The organism is Micromonospora sp. CPCC 205558 (assembly GCF_036902955.1).
Classification (GTDB): Bacteria; Actinomycetota; Actinomycetes; order Mycobacteriales; family Micromonosporaceae; genus Micromonospora.
Genome location: NZ_JBAKHR010000023.1, coordinates 42,848 through 63,174, shown reverse-complemented (window position 1 = coordinate 63,174; position 20,327 = coordinate 42,848). Strand labels below are relative to the sequence as shown.

17 protein-coding genes are annotated in these 20,327 nt (G+C 71.1%); 4 read left to right on the top strand and 13 right to left on the bottom strand.

The window, feature by feature from the left end; all coding sequences use genetic code 11:
* Window positions 1-17 precede the first annotated feature (17 nt).
* From V6U86_RS23610 to aspS, 4 genes are all read right to left on the bottom strand, one after another.
* Complete coding sequence (locus V6U86_RS23610; RefSeq protein ID WP_442934997.1) at window positions 18-1,304, bottom strand: MFS transporter; 1,287 nt, start codon at window positions 1,302-1,304, stop codon at window positions 18-20.
* Window positions 1,305-1,539: 235 nt separating this feature from the next.
* Window positions 1,540-2,145, bottom strand: coding sequence for an ArsR/SmtB family transcription factor (locus tag V6U86_RS23605; protein ID WP_334506560.1), 606 nt, complete (start codon window positions 2,143-2,145; stop codon window positions 1,540-1,542).
* A gap of 62 nt (window positions 2,146-2,207) precedes the next feature.
* Entirely contained in the window at window positions 2,208-3,020 is an 813-nt protein-coding gene (locus V6U86_RS23600; protein ID WP_334506558.1) for a sugar nucleotide-binding protein, read from the bottom strand.
* 104 nt (window positions 3,021-3,124) lie between these two features.
* Window positions 3,125-4,930, bottom strand: a complete 1,806-nt coding sequence (aspS, locus tag V6U86_RS23595) for an aspartate--tRNA ligase (RefSeq protein ID WP_334506556.1) — start codon at window positions 4,928-4,930, stop codon at window positions 3,125-3,127.
* A gap of 154 nt (window positions 4,931-5,084) precedes the next feature.
* Here aspS and V6U86_RS23590 point away from each other — a divergent pair, with 154 nt between their 5' ends.
* Window positions 5,085-5,819: a DUF998 domain-containing protein gene (locus V6U86_RS23590; RefSeq protein ID WP_334506554.1), complete on the top strand. Its 735-nt coding sequence runs from the start codon at window positions 5,085-5,087 to the stop codon at window positions 5,817-5,819.
* An 88-nt stretch (window positions 5,820-5,907) separates the two neighbouring features.
* On the opposite strand, the gene V6U86_RS23585 is transcribed toward V6U86_RS23590, so the two are convergent.
* Both V6U86_RS23585 and V6U86_RS23580 read right to left on the bottom strand, forming a co-directional pair.
* The gene (locus V6U86_RS23585) at window positions 5,908-6,954 is read right to left on the bottom strand and encodes a S1 family peptidase (RefSeq protein WP_334506552.1); all 1,047 of its coding nucleotides are present in this window, start codon (window positions 6,952-6,954) and stop codon (window positions 5,908-5,910) included.
* Between the two features lie 326 nt (window positions 6,955-7,280).
* The gene (locus V6U86_RS23580; RefSeq protein WP_334506550.1) at window positions 7,281-7,778 is read right to left on the bottom strand and encodes a winged helix-turn-helix transcriptional regulator; all 498 of its coding nucleotides are present in this window, start codon (window positions 7,776-7,778) and stop codon (window positions 7,281-7,283) included.
* Between the two features lie 55 nt (window positions 7,779-7,833).
* Between V6U86_RS23580 and V6U86_RS23575 the strand changes: the two genes are divergently transcribed.
* Window positions 7,834-8,340 (top strand): PaaI family thioesterase, encoded by a 507-nt coding sequence (locus V6U86_RS23575; protein WP_334506548.1) that lies wholly within the window; start codon window positions 7,834-7,836, stop codon window positions 8,338-8,340.
* 178 nt (window positions 8,341-8,518) lie between these two features.
* Here V6U86_RS23575 and V6U86_RS23570 read toward each other — a convergent pair whose 3' ends face one another.
* The 3 genes from V6U86_RS23570 to V6U86_RS23560 form a co-directional block, all read right to left on the bottom strand.
* Window positions 8,519-9,460 (bottom strand): acyl-ACP desaturase, encoded by a 942-nt coding sequence (locus V6U86_RS23570; RefSeq protein ID WP_334506546.1) that lies wholly within the window; start codon window positions 9,458-9,460, stop codon window positions 8,519-8,521.
* 70 nt (window positions 9,461-9,530) lie between these two features.
* Window positions 9,531-10,859 carry a histidine--tRNA ligase gene (hisS, locus tag V6U86_RS23565; RefSeq protein WP_334506544.1) on the bottom strand — a complete coding sequence of 443 codons (1,329 nt, stop codon included), beginning with the start codon at window positions 10,857-10,859 and terminating at the stop codon, window positions 9,531-9,533.
* A 72-nt stretch (window positions 10,860-10,931) separates the two neighbouring features.
* Window positions 10,932-11,642, bottom strand: a complete 711-nt coding sequence (locus V6U86_RS23560) for an MBL fold metallo-hydrolase (RefSeq protein ID WP_334506542.1) — start codon at window positions 11,640-11,642, stop codon at window positions 10,932-10,934.
* 270 nt (window positions 11,643-11,912) lie between these two features.
* On the opposite strand from V6U86_RS23560, the gene V6U86_RS23555 reads away from it, so the two are divergent.
* Window positions 11,913-12,797, top strand: coding sequence for a peptidylprolyl isomerase (locus V6U86_RS23555; RefSeq protein WP_334506540.1), 885 nt, complete (start codon window positions 11,913-11,915; stop codon window positions 12,795-12,797).
* 60 nt (window positions 12,798-12,857) lie between these two features.
* A complete protein-coding gene (locus V6U86_RS23550) occupies window positions 12,858-13,697 on the top strand; it encodes a peptidylprolyl isomerase (protein ID WP_334506538.1) in 840 nt (279 codons plus the stop codon).
* A 96-nt stretch (window positions 13,698-13,793) separates the two neighbouring features.
* Here the strand turns inward: V6U86_RS23550 and V6U86_RS23545 are convergent, their stop codons facing one another.
* From V6U86_RS23545 to secD, 4 genes are all read right to left on the bottom strand, one after another.
* On the bottom strand, window positions 13,794-16,316 hold the full coding sequence (locus V6U86_RS23545) for a RelA/SpoT family protein (protein ID WP_334506536.1): 2,523 nt from the start codon (window positions 16,314-16,316) through the stop codon (window positions 13,794-13,796).
* A 197-nt stretch (window positions 16,317-16,513) separates the two neighbouring features.
* Window positions 16,514-17,080 (bottom strand): adenine phosphoribosyltransferase, encoded by a 567-nt coding sequence (locus tag V6U86_RS23540; protein ID WP_334506534.1) that lies wholly within the window; start codon window positions 17,078-17,080, stop codon window positions 16,514-16,516.
* 78 nt (window positions 17,081-17,158) lie between these two features.
* A complete protein-coding gene (secF, locus tag V6U86_RS23535) occupies window positions 17,159-18,355 on the bottom strand; it encodes a protein translocase subunit SecF (RefSeq protein ID WP_334506532.1) in 1,197 nt (398 codons plus the stop codon).
* Between the two features lies 1 nt (window position 18,356).
* On the bottom strand, window positions 18,357-20,267 hold the full coding sequence (gene secD / locus V6U86_RS23530) for a protein translocase subunit SecD (protein WP_334506530.1): 1,911 nt from the start codon (window positions 20,265-20,267) through the stop codon (window positions 18,357-18,359).
* Window positions 20,268-20,327 lie beyond the last annotated feature (60 nt).

Sequence of the window (20,327 nt, the reverse complement as noted above, 5' to 3'; positions counted from 1 at the left end):
CAGGCGAGGGGCCCGTCCTAACGGTCGGCGACGGGTACCGGGACGGCGGTCGGCTCGACGACCGGGGCGGCCCGACGGCCGGCCAGCCAGGCGGGCAGGTAGAGCGGAGCCGCGACGGCCAGCACCACCGCGCCGACAACCATCGCGGTGCTGACGCTGGTGGCGGCGGCGAGCGCGGTCAGCGCCACCCCGCCGAGCGCACCGGCCGGCTGACCCATCATCGAGTTCAGCGAGAGCACGCTGGTCCGGTACGGGCCGTCGACCTGCCGGTGCAGCAGCCCACTGTGCAGCGGATTGGACGCGCCGTGCACGGCGTAACAGGCCAGGTAGGCCACCAGCACGCCGACCGGCCCGGCGAACAACCCCATCCCGACCACCGTCACGCCCTGCAGGATGCGCAGCAGCGCCGCGCCCGGAGCAGCGCCGAACCAGCGCAGCAGCAGCGGGGTCAGTGCCGCGCCGGCGGCCGAGGCGAGCCAGGCGGCCGAGTTCGCCGGCCCGAGTAGCGCGGCGGCGCGTTCCGGGTCGCCGATCACCTCGGCGAGCCGTACCGGCAGCAGTGACTCGAAGGTGACCATGCCGAAGCCCCAGAACAGCTCCACCGCGACCAGGGCCAGCAACACCCGGGACCGGCGCAGCAACCCGACCGCCTCGCCGATCATCCGGGGCGCCTGGGCGGCCGAGGCCCGCACGGCCGCGAACCCCGTCGCCGACCGCTGCTCGACCAACAGCACGGCCAGCGCGACCAGCGCCGCCGCCTGCGCGACGATGGCGGCCAGCACGGGCACCGTGAGCGCGCTGACCGGCCCGATCGGGCCGAGCGCGATCAGACCGCCACTGAGCAACGCGCCAGCACCGATCGCGCCACCGACGACGGTGCCGGCGTGCCCGAGGCCGCGCTCGTACTCGGCCTTTGGGTCGACGGCCAGGGTGGCGTCGACGTACCAGGACTCCAACGGGCCGCTGTCCAGCGCCCGGTAGACCCCCTGCAGCGCCCAGACCACGAAGAACAGCCAGAACGAGTCGGCCACCGCGAACAACGCCAGCGACGCGAGGTTGAGCACCCCGGCGGCGAGCAGCACGGGTCGACGGCCGATGGCGTCGGCGACCCCGGCGGTGGGCAACTCCAGCGCCAGCACCAGCAGCCCCTGCGCGGTGCCGACCAGGCCGATCTGCGGCAGCGACAGGCCCCGCTCCTGCATCAGCAGGATCATCACCGGGATCATCAGGCCGGTGGGCAGCCAACGCAGGCCGTAGAGCGTGAGGTAACGAAGTCGCACCTGGCGTACGGTCAGCGCGCTCACGACGACATCTCCGTTCGCGACTGCGGGGCTCGCAACACCGGCTCACTCCTCGCGCTCACTGGGCCACCTCTCGTTCGCGACTGCGGGGCTCGCAACACCGGCTCACTCCTCGCGCTCACTGGGCCACCTCTCGTTCGCGACTGCGGGGCTCGCAACACCGGCTCACTCCTCGCGCTCACTGGGCCACCTCTCGTTCGCGACTGCGGGGCTCGCAACACCGGCTCACTCCTCGCGCTCACTGGAGGCCCTCGCGCAGCGGATAGGCGGCCAGGAAGACCTGCACCGGACGGGCCTCCGGGTCGGTGGCGGCGGGCTCGACCTCGCGGTGGTAGCGCTCCAGCACCTGCCACACCTCCGCCTTGAGTTCCTCCAGCCGGTCGGGCGGGATGGTCATGAAGATGTCGCCCATGCCGAAGCCGTCCCGCCAGGCGGGTGACCACTCGTGCTGGGTGGCGAACCAGCGCTCGGCCGTCTCGACGAGGAGACGCACCTGGTCGCCCTGGATCCACTCGATCGCGGCCCGTGCGTCGGGGTCGTCGTCGAAGTCGCTCGGCTCCCAGTTGGTGACATCGTGCGCCGCCCGCCACCACCGTTGCCGCCCGCTGCCCCGGTCGTGATCCTCGACGACGAGCCCGACCTCGGCGAGTTGGCGCAGGTGGTAGCTGGTCGCGCCGGTGTTGGTGCCGAGTAGTTCGGCGAGGGTGGTGGCGGTGGCGGGCCCCTTCACACGCAGGGCGCCAACCAGCCGCATTCGTAGCGGGTGCGCCAGGACCCGGACCTGCCGCTTGTCGATGCGGACCTCACGTAGTGCCGCCCGCGGAGCGTCTTCGTCGTTCGCCATGTCTGCACACTATCTCTGCACACTTTCTATGCACAAGTGTTGTGCATAGAAAGTGTGCACGGTCAGCCGGCGAGGACTTCGCGTACTCCACGCAGTCGCGTCCGCAGCAGGCCGGCGGCGCGCGCGGAGTCGAGGCGTACGTCCAGGGGGCGGATCAGGCCGGTGGCCGCGCTGGTGGTGGTCTTCAGCCCGGCCGGATCCAGGCCGTACCGCTCGGCGACCAGCAGTCCCAGCTCGGCCCGGCTGACCGCGTCCGGGCCGGCCACGTTGAGCAGACCCGCGTACGACGAGGCGACCAACTCCAGCACGGCGTCGGCCAGGTCGGTGACGTCGATCGGGCAGCGCAGTTCGTCGCTGAACAGGGTGGCCTGGCCGGCGAGCGCGTCCCGGCAGAGCTGGATCTGCTTGCTGCCCTCCCCCACGATCAGGGAGGTGCGCACCAGGGCCGCACCGGGGTCGATCGCCCGCACGGCGGTCTCGGCCGCGGCCTTCGCGGCACCGTACGCGTGCACCGGTGTGGGCGGTTCGTCGTCGGCGTACGGCACGGGTCGTCCGGCGTGCAGCGCGTCGCTGGACACGTGCACCAGCCGGGCGCCCACCTCGGCGGCGGCGACCGCCACGTTCGCGGCCCCGTCGGCGGTGACCGCCCAGTCCCCGTACCGATAGGGGGTTCCGACCACGGCGTCCGGCCGCACCTCGGCGACCAGCGCACGCACGGCGGCCCGATCGGTCACGTCCAGCCGCCGCGCCTGCACCCCCGGCACGCCTATCGAACCGGAGTGAAACGTCCCGACGACCGCCAACCCGGCGCCAACGCCCCGCCGACAAACGTCCCGCCCCAGAAACCCACTACCCCCGACAACAAGCATCCGCACCTGAGCCCACTCCCCCACTGACGATCAAGAGGTTTGCGTCATCTCGCCGGGCGATGATGACGCAAACCTCTTGATCAACCAAGGGAAGTGCGGGCGGGGGTGCCTCAGACCGGGTCGGCTACCGGGGCTGCCGGGCCGGCGGTGCCGGTGTGGGCCGTCGCTGCCGGCTTGGGCTTGGCGTCGATGCCGGCCTCGGTGCGCTGCTGGGCGGTGATCGGGGTCGGGGCGCTGGTCAGCGGGTCGAAGCCACCCCGGGTCTTCGGGAACGCGATGACCTCACGGATCGAGTCCGCGCCGGCGAGCAGCATGCAGACCCGGTCCCAGCCGAAGGCGATACCGCCGTGCGGCGGGGCGCCGTACTTGAACGCCTCCAGCAGGAACCCGAACTTGTCCTGCGCCTCCTCGGGAGTGATGCCGAGCAGGTCGAACACCCGCTTCTGCACGTCACCCCGGTGGATACGGATCGACCCACCGCCGATCTCGTTGCCGTTGCAGACGATGTCGTACGCGTACGCCAGGGCCCGGTCCGGAGCCTCCTCGAACCGGTCGACCCACTCGGCGTTCGGCGAGGTGAACGGGTGGTGCACGGCGGTCCAACCGCCCTCGTCCGTGCGCTCGAACATCGGCGCGTCGACCACCCAGCAGAACGCCCAGGCGCTCTCGTCGATCAGACCGGACCGCTTGGCGATCTCGACCCGGGCCGCCCCGAGCAGCTCCTGCGCCTCCCGGGTGGTGGCGCTCGCGGCGAAGAAGACCGCGTCACCCGGCTTGGCGCCGACCGCGTCGGCGAGCCCACCCAGGTGCTCGGCGGAGAGGTTCTTCGCCACCGGGCCGCGCGCCTCGCCGGTCTCGGCGTCCAGCACCACGTACGCCAGGCCGCGCGCGCCACGCGCCTTCGCCCAGTCCTGCCAGCCGTCCAGCTCCTTGCGGCTCTGCGCCGCGCCGCCCGGCATCACCACCGCGCCGACGTAGCCGCCCGCGTCGATCGCCCCGGCGAAGACCCGGAACTCGGTGCCGCGCAGGTAGTCGGTCAGCTCGGTCAGCTCGACGCCGTAGCGCAGGTCCGGCTTGTCCGAGCCGTACCGGGCCATCGCGTCGTGCCAGGTGATCCGCGGGATCGGCTGGCTGATCTCGTGCCCGGCCAGGTCCTTCCACAGCGCCGAGACGATCGCCTCGCCGAGGTCGATCACGTCGTCCTCGGTGACGAACGACATCTCGATGTCGAGCTGGGTGAACTCCGGCTGCCGGTCGGCGCGGAAGTCCTCGTCGCGGTAGCAGCGGGCGATCTGGTAGTACCGCTCCATGCCGCCGACCATCAGCAGTTGCTTGAACAGCTGCGGCGACTGCGGCAACGCGTACCAACTGCCGGGCTGCAGGCGCACCGGCACCAGGAAGTCGCGGGCGCCCTCCGGCGTCGAGCGGGTCAGCGTCGGCGTCTCGATCTCCAGGAAGTCCCGCTCGTGCAGCACACCCCGGGCGAGGTGGCTGGCGCGCGAGCGCAACCGCAGCGCGTTCGCCGGGCCACTGCGGCGCAGGTCCAGGTAGCGGTACCGGAGTCGGATGTCGTCGCCGGCCTCGATCTGGTCGTCCACCGGCAGCGGCAGCGGCGCCGCCTCGGAGAGCACCTCCAGCTCGACGGCGGTCACCTCGACCTCGCCGGTGGGCAGGTCCGGGTTCTCGTTGCCGGCCGGACGGCGGGTCACCTCGCCGACGACCTTCACGCAGAACTCGTTGCGCAACGCGTGCGCATCTTCCTCGCGGAACACCACCTGGACAACACCGGAACCGTCGCGCAGGTCGACGAAGATGACCCCGCCGTGGTCGCGCCGGCGGGCCACCCAGCCGGCGAGCGTCACCGTCGAGCCGGCGTCCGCGGCGCGCAGGCTTCCGGCATTGTGGGTACGGATCACGGCTGGCAACTCCTCATCGTGGAACAGTCCTCACCCGCATTCTGTCAGGGGTGGCCGCCCCGCCTCCGGGCACCCGGCAGGCCGGCACGATTCGCTGGTGGGGTGGACCGGCGAACCCGACTCCCCCGGCAGCCGCGCCGGTTAACGTGGCGAAATGCGCGCCGTACCGAACTGGGCCGTCGCCACGGCCGCGGCCGCACCCGTGCTGCTGGTGGCCGGTTGGACGGCGGCCCAGGCCCGACAGCCTGTCGGGTACGACCCGGTCCGGGACACCATCAGCGAGCTGGCGGGGCAGGACGCCACCGACGCCTGGATCATGGTGGTGGCCCTGGTGCTGCTCGGCTGCTGTTACCTCTCGGTCGCCGCAGTCCTGCACGCGGCCGGGCTGCCCAGCCGCTTCCTGCTCGCGATCGGTGGCGTGGCCACCATCGCGCTGGTCGCCTTTCCCCGCCCGCCGGTCGGCGGCTCGGTCAGCCACGGCATCGCGGCGACGGTGGCCGTCCTCGCCCTGGTGCTCTGGCCGGCCGGCTCGGCACTGCGGCTGCCGCGCGGCCATGACACCGTGCCCCCCAACCGGCCGGAGCCACCCTGGGCGTTCCGCCGGGCGGTCGGGCTGAGCGCCACGCTCGTGCTGCTCGCGCTCTTCGGCTGGTGCGCGTTCGAGGTGACCAGTGGGTCCCGCACCGGGTTGGCCGAGCGGGTGACGGCGGTGGCTGTCTCCTTCTGGCCGCTGCTGGCGGTCCTCTCCGCCCGCCGAGCGCACCTCGCCTGGTCAGCCGGCGGCACCGTACGCGTCGGCCCGGACCTGCCGGCCATCGGCGTCGTACCCCCTGATCCCCTCGGACCGGCCGACGGACCGGCTCCCGGGCGACCCGACCAGCTGCCGTGAGTCGTCGCCCGGCGTCGGCGGGGTTCGGCGCCTGTCAACGCGACGCGGGCCGCCGGAGTGTTCCGGCGGCCCGCGAGCGGTGCGGGGATCAGAAGACGCTGACGCCGTAGCGGCTGAGCGCCTCGGTGACCGGCTGGAAGAAGGTGGTGCCACCGGTGCGGCAGTTGCCGCTACCGCCGGAGGTCATGCCCAGGGCGGTGCTGCCGGCGAAGAGCGAGCCGCCGCTGTCGCCCGGCTCGGCGCAGACGTTGGTGCGGATCAGGCCGGAGACCGAACCCTCGGCGTAGTTCACCGTGGCGTTGGTCGCGGTCACCGAGCCGCTGCGCAGGCCCGTGGTGCTGCCGGAGCGCTGCACCGACTGGCCGACGGAGGCGTTGCCGGCGCCGGTGATGTCCCGGTAGCTGCCGTTGTAGAGGTAGACGTTGCCGGCGGCGTTGGCGGAGTTGCTGTGCCGCACGATGCCGTAGTCGTTGCCCGGGAAGCTGGTGCCGGTACGGGTGCCGATCAGCGCGGTCTGGCCGGAGTTCGAGTACCAGTTGGCCGAGATGTTGGTGCAGTGACCGGCCGTCACGAAGTAGTAGGTGCTGCCGCTGCGCACGTTGAAGCCGAGCGAGCAACGCCCGCCGCCGCCGGCGTAGATGGCCTGACCGCCGGAGATCCGGGTGCTCAGCACACCCGCCTCGGCCTCGACCCGGACCGCGCCGTTGGCCCGCGCGGCGGCGGCCTTGACCCGCTCCAGCTTGGCCCCGGTGACGGTGCTGTCGACGGAGACGACGACCTGGTTGGTGACCGGGTCGCTCCACCAGGCGGTGCCCGGGATCTTCGCGGAGCGCTCCAGGTCGGCGGTGGCCCGGTTGAGCTCGGCGGCACCGCGGGTGACGTAGCGGACGACGGCGCCGGCCTTGCTCGCCTTGCTGGCGGCGGCCGCGTCGGTCACCGTGACGACGGACTTGCCGCTGGCGTCGATGTACGAGCCGGCGGAGCGGTCGCCGAGTTCCGCGGAGATCGCGGCGGCGGCGTCGGGCGACGCGGCGGGAGCGGCCTGGGCGGGCGCGCCGATGAGCGAGCCGACGACCAGGGTTCCGGAAACGGCGACTGTAGCCGCAACACGGAATGAGGACCTCGTGGGTCGCATGTAACAACCTCCTGGGCGGGGGAGCGGGTCTTACCGGGGGCGGCTGACCCGAGGGCAACCCGGCCGATCTGGGGAAACCGGCCGGCTGAGACTGAAGTATTCACATACTTAAGATCATTAACAAGGTTTGGATTCGCCCGGATTCACCGATCTTGGCCGGCCGCATGGCCGCAACACCTCAGACACACTGGTGAACAGTCAGCGTCACACCCAATGACACCCGATCCACGTTTGGGCGCGTACGATCATCGATGCCTTCGGCCGTTGGGCGGTGGCGAGTGCGCCGCGCGCCGCGGCGGCGGGCACCGCGTGACGGGCGGTCCGCCTCAGCGGCGCGGCGGCGCCGGGTCAGAGGTACGCCGACGGGCGCCGGGACCCGGACTGGGCATCACGTCGCGTGGCCGAACCACGTCGTGCCCGTCAACGCAGCGCAGTTCGGCGCGCACCTCGGCACCGCAGTCGCGGTGCGTGACGCGCAACGGCGGGCCCTCCGCGTCAGCGAGGTACCGGTCGCCCCAACCGAGGACGGCGACCAGCACCGGCCACAGATCCAGGCCCTTCTCCGTCAGCCGGTACTCGTGGCGCAGCCGACTGCCGGGCTCCCGGTACGGCTCGCGGCTGAGCACGCCCTGCTCTACCAGGCCGGCGAGCCGGTTGGTCAACACCTGGCGCGGAATACCGGTGCGCACCCGCATGTCGTCGAAGCGGCGTACGCCGGTGAACACCTCGCGAAGAACCACAAGCGTCCACCGCTCACCGAGGATCTCCATCGCCCGGGCGATGGTGCAGTTCTCCACTGACCAGTCCAGAGCCGCGGGTCGCATCCGACCAGGCTAGATCTCGTTGACAGACTCAGCAAGCTCCTGCCAGGCTGCGTCCATGACGCAGACGCAGGAACCAGCGCGCAGCCGTACCTTCACCTGGGCGGACCCGTCGGTCAACGCCGCGCAGGTCGGTCGGCGCAGCGGCCTGGACATGCTCCGGGCGATGATCGCCGGCGAACTGGCCGCGCCGCCGGTGATGCACCTTCTCGACATGGCCCGGATGGAAGCCGACGAGGGCCGGGTCGTGGTCGAACTGACCCCGCAGGAGTTCCACTACAACCCGCTCGGCAGCGTCCACGGTGGCGTGCTCTCGACCCTGCTGGACACCGCCGCGGGGTGCGCCGTGCACACCACGCTGCCCGCCGGCGTCGGCTACACCTCGCTGGACCTCAACGTGAAGTTCCTCCGCCCGGTCACCGTCGACAGCGGAACCCTGCGCTGCGAGGGCACGGTGCTGCAACGCGGTCGCCGCACGGCCCTGGCCGAGGCCCGCATCACGGATGCCGCCGCCCGCCTGATAGCCCACGCCACCAGCACCTGCCTCCTCCTCCCCCTCCCCTAACCCAAACCCACCGCACCCCCTGCCCCCACACCCCACCGCACCACTCCGTCGATCATGAAGTTATTGCCACGCGCCTCGGCGTGTCAGGGCAATAACTTCATGATCAACGGCCTGAGAGGGGGGGTGGGGTGGGTGGGGGTGGGGTGGGGTGGGGTGGGGGGTGGGTTTGGGGTTGGGGTTAGCGGAGGGCTAGGCGGGCGGCTCTTGCGTCGCGCTTTTCTTCGAAGCGGCTGGCGGCGCGGTCCAGGTTCTCCAGCTGGGCGGCGAGCTGCTCGCGGGCGGCCTCGCCGTCGGCGTTGAGGCCGGTCACGTTGAAGACGTCCCACTGGCGCAGCACCGGCTGCAGCACCTCGTCGCGGTGCTGGCGCAGGTCGTAGATGCCGGCCAGGGCGATCGCCACCGACTTGCGGGCGAAGCCCTCGATGCCGCTACCCGGCATCTGGAAGTCGGCCACCACGTCGGCGACGGCCCGCATGGCCTGGCTCGGGGCCAGCTCGAACGCGGCCGCGAGCAGGTTGCGGTAGAAGACCATGTGCAGGTTCTCGTCGGCGGCGACCCGGGCCAGCAGCGCATCGCAGACGGGGTCGTTGGTGGCCTTGCCGGTGTTGCGGTGCGAGATCCGGGTGGCCAACTCCTGGAACGACACGTACGCCAGCGAGTGCAGCACCTCGTCGCCGTGGGCGTTGGTGTAGCCCTCCGACATGTGCGTCATCCGGGCCCGCTCCAACGCCACCGGGTCGACCGCCCGGCTGACGGTCAGGTAGTCGCGGATCGCGACGCCGTGCCGACCCTCCTCGGCGGTCCACCGGTGCACCCAGGTGCCCCACGCGCCGTCCCGGCCGAACAGGGTGGCGATCTCGTGGTGGTACGAGGGCAGGTTGTCCTCGGTCAGCAGGTTCACGATCAGCGCGGTGCGGGCCACGTCCGGGATGGTGGAGTCGGTCGGTGACCACGCCTCGCCGCCGAGCGGGCCGTCGAAGGTCCGCCCTTCGCTCCACGGCACGTACTCGTGCGGGAACCACTCCTTGGCGAGCGAGAGGTGGCGGTCCAGGTTGCGTGCGACAACCGGCTCCAACTCGACGAGCAGCGCGGTCTGGCTGACTGTGGTGCTGACGGTCACGAGAAACTCCCTACGGTGGCGTAACTTACGCTACCGTAGGTCCCCGTCGCCGTTAGCGCCAGTGGGGCGCTCAACTGACCGTCGGCTTGAGGTCCGCCACTGGTGGCATCCACTCCTGGGCGCTGGCCGTGACCTGCTCACCGGAGCGGATGTCCTTAACCTCGTCCGGCGTTCCCTCGGCACCGGGGAACCAGACGTACGGGATGCCGCGCCGCTCGGCGTAGCGGATCTGCTTGCCGAACTTCGCCGCGCTCGGCGACACCTCGGTCGGCACCCCGCGCCGTCGCAGCGCCTCGGCCACCCGGTTGCTGGCCGGACGCTGCTCCTCGCTGGCCACCGCGACGAGCACGGCGGTCGGCACCTCCCGCGAGACCGACAGCTCCCCCGCGCCGAAGAGCAGCCCGAGCAGCCGGGTCACCCCGATCGAGATCCCCACCCCCGGGTACGAGACGGCGCCGGCGCTGGCCAGGTTGTCGTACCGGCCGCCGGAGCAGATCGAGCCGAAACGCTCGTAGCCGCGCAGCTGGGTCTCGTAGACGGTGCCGGTGTAGTAATCCAGGCCACGGGCGATGCGCAGGTCCGCCACGCAGAGGCCGGGCGAGTGCTCGGCGGCGGTCTCCACCACCCGGACCAACTCCTCGATGCCCTCGTCGAGCAGCGGGTCACTCACCCCGAGCGCCCGGACGGCATCGGCGAACGACGCGTCCGGGGCGGAGATCTCGGCCAGCGCCAGGCACGCCTTGGCCTGCGCCTCGCTCGCCCCGGCGGTCTGGGCCAGCAGCTCGGCCACCTTCGCCGGGCCGATCTTGTCGAGCTTGTCCACGGCGCGCAGCGCGGCCTCCGGGTCGGTCAGCCCGACGCCCCGGTAGAAACCCTCGCTGATCTTGCGGTTGTTGACCTGGATCGTCACCGGCGGGATCGGCAACGAGCGCAGCGCGTCCCCGATCACCAGCGGCATCTCCGCCTCGTGGTGCGGGGCCAGCGTGTCCCGGTCGACGATGTCGATGTCGGCCTGGACGAACTCCCGGTAGCGACCCTCCTGCGGCCGCTCACCCCGCCACACCTTCTGGATCTGGTAACGGCGGAACGGGAAGCTCAGCTTGCCGGCGTTCTCCAGCACGTACCGGGCGAACGGCACGGTCAGGTCGAAGTGCAGGCCGAGCTGATCGTCCGTACCGGCACCCTCGGCGTCGGCGTGCAACCGCCGGATCACGTAGACCTCCTTCGAGGTCTCGCCCTTGCGCAGCAGCTGGTCCAGCGGCTCCACGGCGCGGGTCTCCAGCGGCGCGAAGCCGTACAGCTCGAAGGTGGCCCGGATCTTGTCGAGCACGAACTGCTCGATCATCCGCTGGCCGGGGGTCCACTCCGGAAAGCCGGAGATGGGCGTGGGCTTGCTCATCGGCGTACTCCTTGCGGTTCCGCGCCCGCGGCGCGGTGGTGTCGTGGGTCCGCGCGCGGCGCGGACGAAGATCTAGAGGCCCCGGGTGGGCGCGGCCGGCGACGTGCCAGCCACCTCGACGAGGTACGGGTTGCTGGCGCGCTCGCGGCCGATGGTGGTGCTGGGGCCGTGGCCGGGCAGCACGACGGTGTCGTCGGCCAGCGGGAGGATCTTGTCGCGCAGGCTGGTGAGCATGGCCGGCATGCTCCCGCCCGGCAGGTCGGTGCGGCCGATCGACCCGGCGAAGAGGACGTCGCCGGAGAGGCACAACTCGTCGGCCTCCCAGCTCGACCCGGCGCCCGGCAGCCGGAACAGCACCGACCCGCCGGTATGGCCCGGGGCGTGGTCGACAGCGATCTCCAGGCCGGCGAGCGTGAGGGTGGCGCCGTCGGTCAGCTCCGCCACGTCCTCCGGATCGGTGTAGCTCAGCCGGCCGCCGAAGAGCGATGTCAGGTCGGCCGAGAGGCCCTTGGACGGGTCGGCCAGCATCTCCCGGTCATTGGGGTGCACGTAGGCGGTGATGCCGCGCGCACCGCAGACCGGCGCGACCGAGAAGGTGTGATCGAGGTGGCCGTGGGTGAGCAGCACGGCGGCCGGATGCAGGCGGTGCTCGGCGAGCAGCGCGTCGAGCTGGTCGAGCACCCCGATGCCGGGGTCGACCACCACGCACTGCTCCCCCGGCGCGGTGGCGACCACGTAGCAGTTGGTGCCGAAGGCGTCCGCGGGAAAGCCGGCCACGAGCACGGGCGCTGTCCTTTCCGTCGAGCAGCTGTCGTCCTGCCCAGCAGCCTATCGGGCGCGCTCAGCTGGTTTGCCGCGTCCGTCCCACCCGCCCCGCAGGGCACAGTGACAACCTCCGATAAGCGCTGCTCGGGACGGGGTGGACCTCGTACACCACATTCCCAGTCACTAGCCGTACACTCTGGCGGGCGTGTGGCGCGGCACACGTGACGCCCGGACGGGCCGGGGTGCCCGGCCGCCGGCGACGACCAGGCAGAGGAAAGGGGAGCACGGGTGGCTTCCAGCAGGGACCGGCAGCGCAAACTGGCACGGGCCAAGCTCGACCGGCAGTTGGCTCGCCGGGCTGCCGCTACGCGGCGCCGACGGCAGATCCAGGCCGGAGTCGGCGCCGCTCTGATCCTCGTGTTGGTGGTGGCCGGCTCGGCCTGGGCGCTCGGGGCGTTCGACTCCGACCCGAAGCAGAACACGGATGCGGCGGAAACCTGCCTCTGGACGCCGCAGGATGCGACGGCCAACACCAACCTCAAGGACGTCGGCACGCCGGCCACCAAGGATCTGCCCACCGACGGCACCCGGGCGATGACGGTGACCACCAACCAGGGCGCGCCGATCACCGCGGAGCTGAACCTGACCAACTCGCCGTGCGCGGCGGCGAGCATCGCCCACCTGGCCAGCCGGTCGTTCTACGACAACACCAAGTGCCACGAGATCACCGCCGAGGGCGCGCTGCGCTGCGGCGACCCCAGCGGCACCGGTCTTGGTGGGCCGACCTACTCGTTCTACGACGAGGAGCTGCCGACCGTGCCGTCGGCGTCGCCGTCGGCCACCCCGGCCCCCACTGAGCCGCCGACGTACCCCAAGGGCACCGTGGCGATGGTCTCCAGCCCGCCGGGCAGCAACGGCAGCCAGTTCCTGATCTTCTACAAGGACTTCACCACCGCCGACCCGAAGTACCCGGTCATCGGCCGGGTGACCGGCGGGCTGGACGTGGTGGAGAAGATCGGCGCCCTCCCGACCGTGGACAATGGGACCGGGGCGAAGGTCAAGCCCAGCACCGATGTGACGATTCAGAGCCTCACGGTCGGTGAGCCGGTCACCGCCGCGGCACCGGCGCCGTCGGCGTCCGGCACCCCGGCCAGCAGCCCGAGCGCCGGCTGACCGGGCGCCACCACCCACCCCAAGCGGCACTCAGCAGCAGACAGCCAGGAGGATCCAGGCGTGACGTCCACCAGAGAGCGGCAGCGCGCGGCGGCACGCGCCCGGCTCGAGAAGGAGATGGCCGAGCGCGCGGCCAAGGCCCGTAAGCGCCGACAGACCACCGCGATCGTCAGCGCGGCTGCCGCGCTGGTGCTCGTGGTCGCCGGCACCGTCTGGCTGGCGGTGAGCCTCGGCGGTGACGACGACAAGAACGACACCGCCGCGCCGGCGGCCGGGGCTTCCGAGTGCGTGTACAACGCGATGCCGACGGACCAGCGGCCCCCGCAGATCAAGGATGTGGGGCTGCCGAGCAACGAGCAGTCCAGCACCGGCGTGCAGACCATGACGATGGACACCAACCTCGGCCCGATCACCGCCAAGATCGATCGGTCGCAGGTGCCGTGCACGGCGGGCAGCTTCACCTACCTCGCGGAGAAGAACTTCTTCGACAACACCAAGTGCCATCGCCTGGTGACCGAGGGCATCAAGGTGCTGCAGTGCGGTGACCCCAGCGCCACCGGCAACGGCTGGCGGGACACCGACGGCCAGGGCGGCCCGAGCTACCGCATGCCCGAGGAGAACCTGCCCACCGACAAGCGCCCGCCGTACCCGGAGGGTGTCATCGCGATGGCCAACTCGGGCCAGCCGGGCAGCACCGGCAGCCAGTTCTTCATCGTCTACGGCGACTCGCCGCTGGACCCGGCGTACACCGTGCTGGGCACCATCACCGGCGGCCTGGACCTGGTCAAGGACGTGGCCACGGCCGGCGACGACGGGGCGTTCGCCCAGCAGGCCGGCGGCGGCCACCCGAAGAAGGAGGTCATCATCAAGGACCTCACGATGAGCGCGCCGCAGGGCTGACCCCCGCGCAGACGACACAGCGCCCGCCGGCTGAGCCGGCGGGCGCTGTCGTGTTCTCGGGGTACGCGTCGAGCCGCGGAACCGACCCGGTGGGCGTCAGGCCCCGGAGGTGACCCGGTAGGCGTCGAAGACGCCGTCGACCTTGCGGACCGTGGCCAGCAGGTGGCCCAGGTGCTTCGGGTCGGCCATCTCGAAGCTGAACCGGCTCACCGCCACCCGGTCGCGGGTGGTGGTGACGGTGGCGGAGAGGATGTTGACCCGTTCGTCGGAGAGCACCCGGGTGACGTCGGCCAGCAGCTTGTGCCGGTCCAGAGCCTCGACCTGGATGGCGACCAGGAACGTCGAGGCGGAGGTGAGCTTCCAACTCACCTCGACCACCCGCTCGCTCTGGGCGCGCAGGTCCTCGGCGTTGGCGCAGTCGTCGCGGTGCACGCTCACCCCGCCGGAGCGGGTGACGAAGCCGAACACCGAGTCCGGTGGGACCGGGGTGCAGCAGCGGGCCAGCTTGATCCAGACGTCGCTGACGCCCCGGACCACCACCCCGGGGTCGCTGCTGCTCTGCCGGCTGCGCGGTGGCCGCGTGGCGACGGCGGTCTCGGCGATGTCCTCCGCCGCGCCCTCCTCGCCGCCGTACGCGGCCATCAGCTTCTGCACCACCGACTGCGCGGAGACCTGGCTGTCGCCGACCGCCGCGTAGAGCGAGGCCACGTCGGCCAGGTGCAGGTCGCGGGCGATCGACATCAGCGCGTCGGAGGTGAGCATCCGCTGTAGCGGCATGCCCTGCTTGCGCATCGCCTTGACGATCGCGTCCTTGCCGGCCTCGATCGCCTCCTCGCGCCGCTCCTTGTTGAAGTACTGCCGGATCTTCGTCCGGGCGCGCGGGCTCTTGACGAAGCCCAGCCAGTCCTGTGTCGGGCCGGCCGTCTCGGACTTCGACGTGAAGATCTCGATCACGTCGCCGTTGGACAGCGTCGACTCCAGCGGCACCAACTTGCCGTTGACCCGCGCGCCGATGCACTTGTGCCCGACCTCGGTGTGCACCGCGTACGCGAAGTCCACAGGTGTCGACCCGGTCGGCAGCGGGATGACGTCACCCTTCGGGGTGAAGACGTACACCTCCTGGCTGGACAGGTCGAAGCGCAGCGCGTCCAGGAACTCGCTCGGGTCGGCGGCCTCACGCTGCCAGTCGAGCAACTGCCGCAGCCAGGTCATCTCGTCGATGTGCGCGGGCGGGCCGACGATCTGGGTGCCCTTGTGCTCCTTGTACTTCCAGTGTGCGGCGATGCCGAACTCGGCGGTGCGGTGCATCGCGTACGTGCGGATCTGCATCTCCACCGGCTTGCCGGTGGGCCCGATGACAGTCGTGTGCAACGACTGGTACATGTTGAACTTGGGCATCGCGATGTAGTCCTTGAAGCGGCCCGGCACCGGCTGCCAGTTGGCGTGGATCACGCCCAGCGCCGCGTAGCAGTCCCGAACCGTGTCGACCAGGATGCGCACGCCCACCAGGTCGTAGATGTCGTTGAAGTCACGACCCCGCACGATCATCTTCTGGTAGATCGAGTAGAGGTGCTTCGGTCGACCGGTCGTCTCCGCCTTGATCTTGGCGGCCTTCAGGTCGGTCTGCACCTTCTGCGTCACCTGCCGCAACAGCGCCTCGCGCTGCGGCTGGTGCTCCCCGATCAGCCGGTTGATCTCCTCGTAGCGCTTCGGGAACAGCGTGCCGAAGGACAGATCCTCCAGCTCCCACTTGATCGTGTTCATACCGAGCCGGTGCGCCAGCGGCGCCAGGATCTCCAGCGTCTCCTTGGCCTTCTGCTCCTGCTTGGGGCGGGGCAGGAAGGTCAGGGTACGCATGTTGTGCAGCCGGTCCGCCAGCTTGATCACCAGCACCCGCGGGTCCTTGGCCATGGCCACGACCATCTTGCGGATCGTCTCGGCCTTGGCCGCGTCGCCCAGCTTGACCTTGTCGAGCTTGGTGACGCCGTCGACCAGCAGGGCGACCTCGCCACCGAAGTCGGCCCGCATCTGGTCGAGGGTGTACTCGGTGTCCTCGATGGTGTCGTGCAGCAGCGCGGCGACCAGTGTGGTGGTGTCCATCCCCAGGTTGCCGAGGATCGTCGCCACGGCGAGGGGGTGGGTGATGTAGGGGTCACCGGACTTGCGGTACTGCCCGGAGTGCCACCGGGCGGCCGTGTCGAAGGCGCGTTGGAGCAGCCGGGCGTCCGCCTTGGGGTGGTTGTCCCGATGGCTCGCGATGAGCGGCTCCAGCACCTCGCTGACCTGGGAGGTCTGCCAGGGCGCGTTGAACCGGGCCAGCCGGGCACGGACCCGCCGACCGGTGGGCGCGTTGGACAGCCCGAAGCCGCCGCTGGGCGACACGTCGATGTTGGCGTCGCTCGGGAACGGCACCACGACACCGTCGGCGCCCGGGGACGCCTCGGCGCTCGGCGGGCCACTGGTCGGACGCACCGGGCTCTCGCCGGAAGCCCTGCCGGAGCCGTTGCCGGTGCCCGTCACCCGGGCCGGCGCGTCGCCTGTCCGGTCAGTCACCGTGCCGTCAGCGTCGCCTGTCGGGTGCACCGTGCCCTCCGCCGGAGGGACGACATCGTGGGACACCGGCCTCCTCACCGCTCGCCGGAAACACGCCGGCCGAAGATCGGCCGACCTGGTCTCGCCCGCCGGACGGGGTACCGCCGGCGTCAGCAAAGGGCAATGCTACCCGCACGGACGGTCCCCTGCCGCTCCGCCGGACGGTCGGCGCCGGGTCCATCCGACGGGCCCGGGATCAAACGGTCAGCAGGGTATCGACTGGCTCAAACGGTCAGCAGAGCGTGGACGGGACGCGGGGCCAGCCGCTCACGCCCACCCAGGAAGCCGAGCTCCAGCAGCACGGTGAAGCCCGCGACGGTCCCACCGGCCCGCTCGACCAGGTCCAACGTCGCCTCGGCGGTGCCACCGGTGGCCAGCACGTCGTCGACCACCAGCACCCGGTGCCCGGCGGTGAAGGCGTCCTCGTGCACTTCGAGCGTCGCCTCGCCGTACTCCAGCTCGTAGGAGACCGAGTGCGCCGGGCGGGGCAGTTTGCCGGCCTTGCGCACCGGCACCACGCCCAGCCCGGTCGCGTACGCGATGGCCGCCGCGACGACGAACCCGCGTGCCTCGATGCCGACCACCACGTCGAAGGCGTCCCGCCCGTGGTGGGCGACGATCCCGTCGATCACCTCACGGAAGACCTTGCCGTCGGCGAACAGCGGCATCAGGTCCTTGAACATGACGCCGGGCTTGGGAAAGTCGGGCACGTCCAGCACCCGACTGGCGACCAGTCGGGCGGCCTCCGGGCCACTGTCCCCGCGCGCTGCGGCGCTGTGGGTCTCCGTCACGGCTGTTTCGCTCTCCTTCGACGACGAACGGCGTCCGGCAACAGTTTGCCGGACGCCGTTCGGGTGTTTTCTGGTGGGTCAGCGCCGCTTGGCGCCACCCGGCCGGTTGCCGCCACCACCCGGGCGACCGCCCCGGGCGCCGGTCGGCCGCTTGCCAGCGGGCCGAGCGCCCACCTTGGGGGCGGCGCCGGCCAGCGCGGCGGCATCCGGGTCGACCGGCTCGTCGCTCGCGTCGGCCCGATCTGCCGGACTCGCGGCACCCTTACCGGTGACCTCGCCGCGGCTGACCGCGCCCCGCCGGGTCTGGACGCGCTTGTTGTGCGCCTGGATCCGCGGGTCGTAGTTCTTGAGCAGCGCCAACAGCGGGGTGGCCACCAGGATGGAGGTCAGGAACGCCACCGCCATACCGACGAACAGCACCAGACCGAGGTCCTTCAGCGTGCCGGCGCCGAGCAGGCCGGCACCGATGAAGAGCAGACCGCCGACCGGCAGCAGGGCGACCACGGAGGTGTTCAGCGACCGCATCAGGCTCTGGTTGACGGCCAGGTTGGCCGCCTCACCGTACGTCTGGTTGTTGTTGGCCGTGATGCCCCGGGTGTTCTCCTGGACCTTGTCGAAGACCACCACCACGTCGTAGAGCGCGAAGCCCAGGATGGTGAGGAAACCGATGATCGTCGACGGCGTGACCTCGAAGCCGACCAGCGAGTAGATGCCGGCGGTGAGGACCAGGTTCGTGATCAGCGAAGCGACCGCGGCCACGGCCATCCGCCACTCGAAGCGCAGGATCAGGTAGACCATCACCAGTGCGATGAAGATGACCAGACCGAGCACGGCCCGCTCGGTGACCTGGCTGCCCCACGCCTCGCTGACCTGGTTGCTGCTGATCTCGTTGACGTTGATGCCGAGGTCCTCGGCGATCTGGGCCTTGACCGCGGTGGCCTGATCGGCGTCGAGCTGCGGCGTACGCAGCTCGTAGGAGTCGCCGCCCGTGCCGCCGACCTTCTGCGTGGTGGCCACCTCGACGCCGGTGTTCTGCGCGGCGAGGGCCGAGTTGACCTCCCGCTCGGCGTCGTCCAGGGTGCCGACGCTGGCCGGCACCTGGAACGAGTTGCCGCCGGCGAACTCGATGCCCAGGCTGAACCCGCGGATCGAGAAGCTGAGGATCGCGATCAGGATCAGGACCCCGGCGACGCCGAACCAGAGCTTGCGCCGGCCGACGATGTTGAGACCGGCCTCGCCGTTGTAGAGGCGGCTCGCCAGACCGTTTTCAGCCATCTCAGGCCTCCTTGGCGCGCGGGTTGCGGGGCTGAGTCGGCTGGTTGCGGGCCGGAAGTGCCCGGCCCAGACCGCTGACCCGCGGGGACAGGAACGCCCGGGTCCGGGCGAACATCGTCATGATCGGGTGCCGGAAGAGGAACACCACCACCAGGTCCAGCACGGTGGCCAGGCCGAGGGCGAACGCGAAGCCCTTGACCGTGCCGACCGAGACGACGTAGAGAACCACTGCGGAGAGCAGGGTGATCGCGTTGGCCGAGATGATCGTGCGACGGGCCCGGATCCAGGCACGCGGCACCGCGCTACGCGGGCTGCGCCCCTCCCGGATCTCGTCCTTCAACCGTTCGAAGTAGATGACGAACGAGTCCGCCGCCACACCGAGCGAGACGATCATGCCGGCGATGCCGGCGAGGGTGAGCGTGAAGCCGATCTGTCGGCCGAGCACCACCAGCGCGCCGAAGACTAGCAGCGCGGAAAGGATGAGGCTCAGGAAGATCACCGAGCCGAGCAGCCGGTAGTAGAAGAACGCGTAGATGATGACCAGCAGCATGCCGATGCCGGCCGCGAGCAGACCAGCGCGCAGGTGGCTGGCGCCCAGGGTGGCGGTGACGTTCTGCGCCTCCTGCTGCTCGAAGGTCACCGGCAACGCGCCGTAGCGCAGCTGGCCGGCAAGGGTGCTGGCGTCCTTCTGGGTGAACTGGCCGGTGATCTGGGAGTTGCCGGTCAGCACACCCTGGATCTCCGGGGAGGAGACGATCTTGTTGTCCAGCACCACGGCGACCCGGCACTTGCCGTCCTGGCCCAGCGCGGTCGCGTCGCAGGCCTGGCCCTCGTTGTTGAACGCCTCACGGGTCAGCGAGGTCCACTTGCCCTGGCCGTCGCCGGTGAAGTCCAGGCTGACCACCCAGGCGTTGGTCTGGTCGAGCACCGCGTCGGCGTCGGACACGTCGGTGCCCAGCACCTTGGCCTGGTCGAGCAGGTACTTCGAAGCGCCGTCCTCGCAGGAGACCACCTGCTGCTTCGGGTCGGAGATCGACGCCGGGGGGCGCTGGTCGAGCTGCGCGCAGCCGATCGTCGGCACGTTGAACTGCATCTGCGCCGGCAGCACCGCGACCTCCTGCGGAGACAGCGTGCCGAACGGCTTGAACTTCTCGGCCAGCGACGGGTCGGCGCTCAGGTCGGCCGGGGCCTGCAGCCCGTTGGCGGCCTGCCACGCGGCGGCGCCGACCTTCTGCTCGACGACCTTGCGCTGCTCCTCGACGCTGGCCGGCACCGGCTCGGAGCTGGCGGTCGGCGTGGCGCTCGGTGAGGCAGTGGCGGACGCGGAGGGCGTGGCGCTGGGTGACGCCGGGGCCATTCCGCCCTGACCACCGCTGGGTGACGAGGTCACCTTCGGCGAGGCGCTGCCCGTGGGGGTCGGGGTCGCGCTGCCGGACGGGGTCGCGCTGCCGGTCGGGGCGGCGCTGCCGGACGGGGTCGGCGTGACGGCGGGCGGCGCCTCGGCCACGCCGCTGCCGGAGGCGCCCTTGAGCACCTTGCGGAAGCGCAGCTCAGCCGCTTCGCCCACGTCGTCGAGGTTGCGGTTCTCACCAGGCAGGGAGATGACGATGTTGCGGTTGCCCTCGGTGACCACCTCGGCCTCGGCCACGCCGAACGCGTTGACCCGGCTCTCGATGATCTCGCGGGCCTCCTCGAGGTTCTCCGCCGTCGGGGGCTTGCCGTCGACGCTGTTGGTCGCCTCCAGCGTCACCCGCGTACCGCCGATGAGGTCCAGGCCGAGCTTGGGCTCGAGCCGGTCCTTCCAGCTGCCGCTGGCGCCGGCGAAGAACACCAAAAGATAGAGGACCACGAAGATGAACCCGAGCACGGCGAGCTGCCGCCCGGGGCGCATCTGTCCCTGAGGTGGTGCCACGGCTGTCCTGTCTCCCTGTACGGTCGCGCCGCTGTCGCAGCGGCGGCGGTGTCGGGCCGG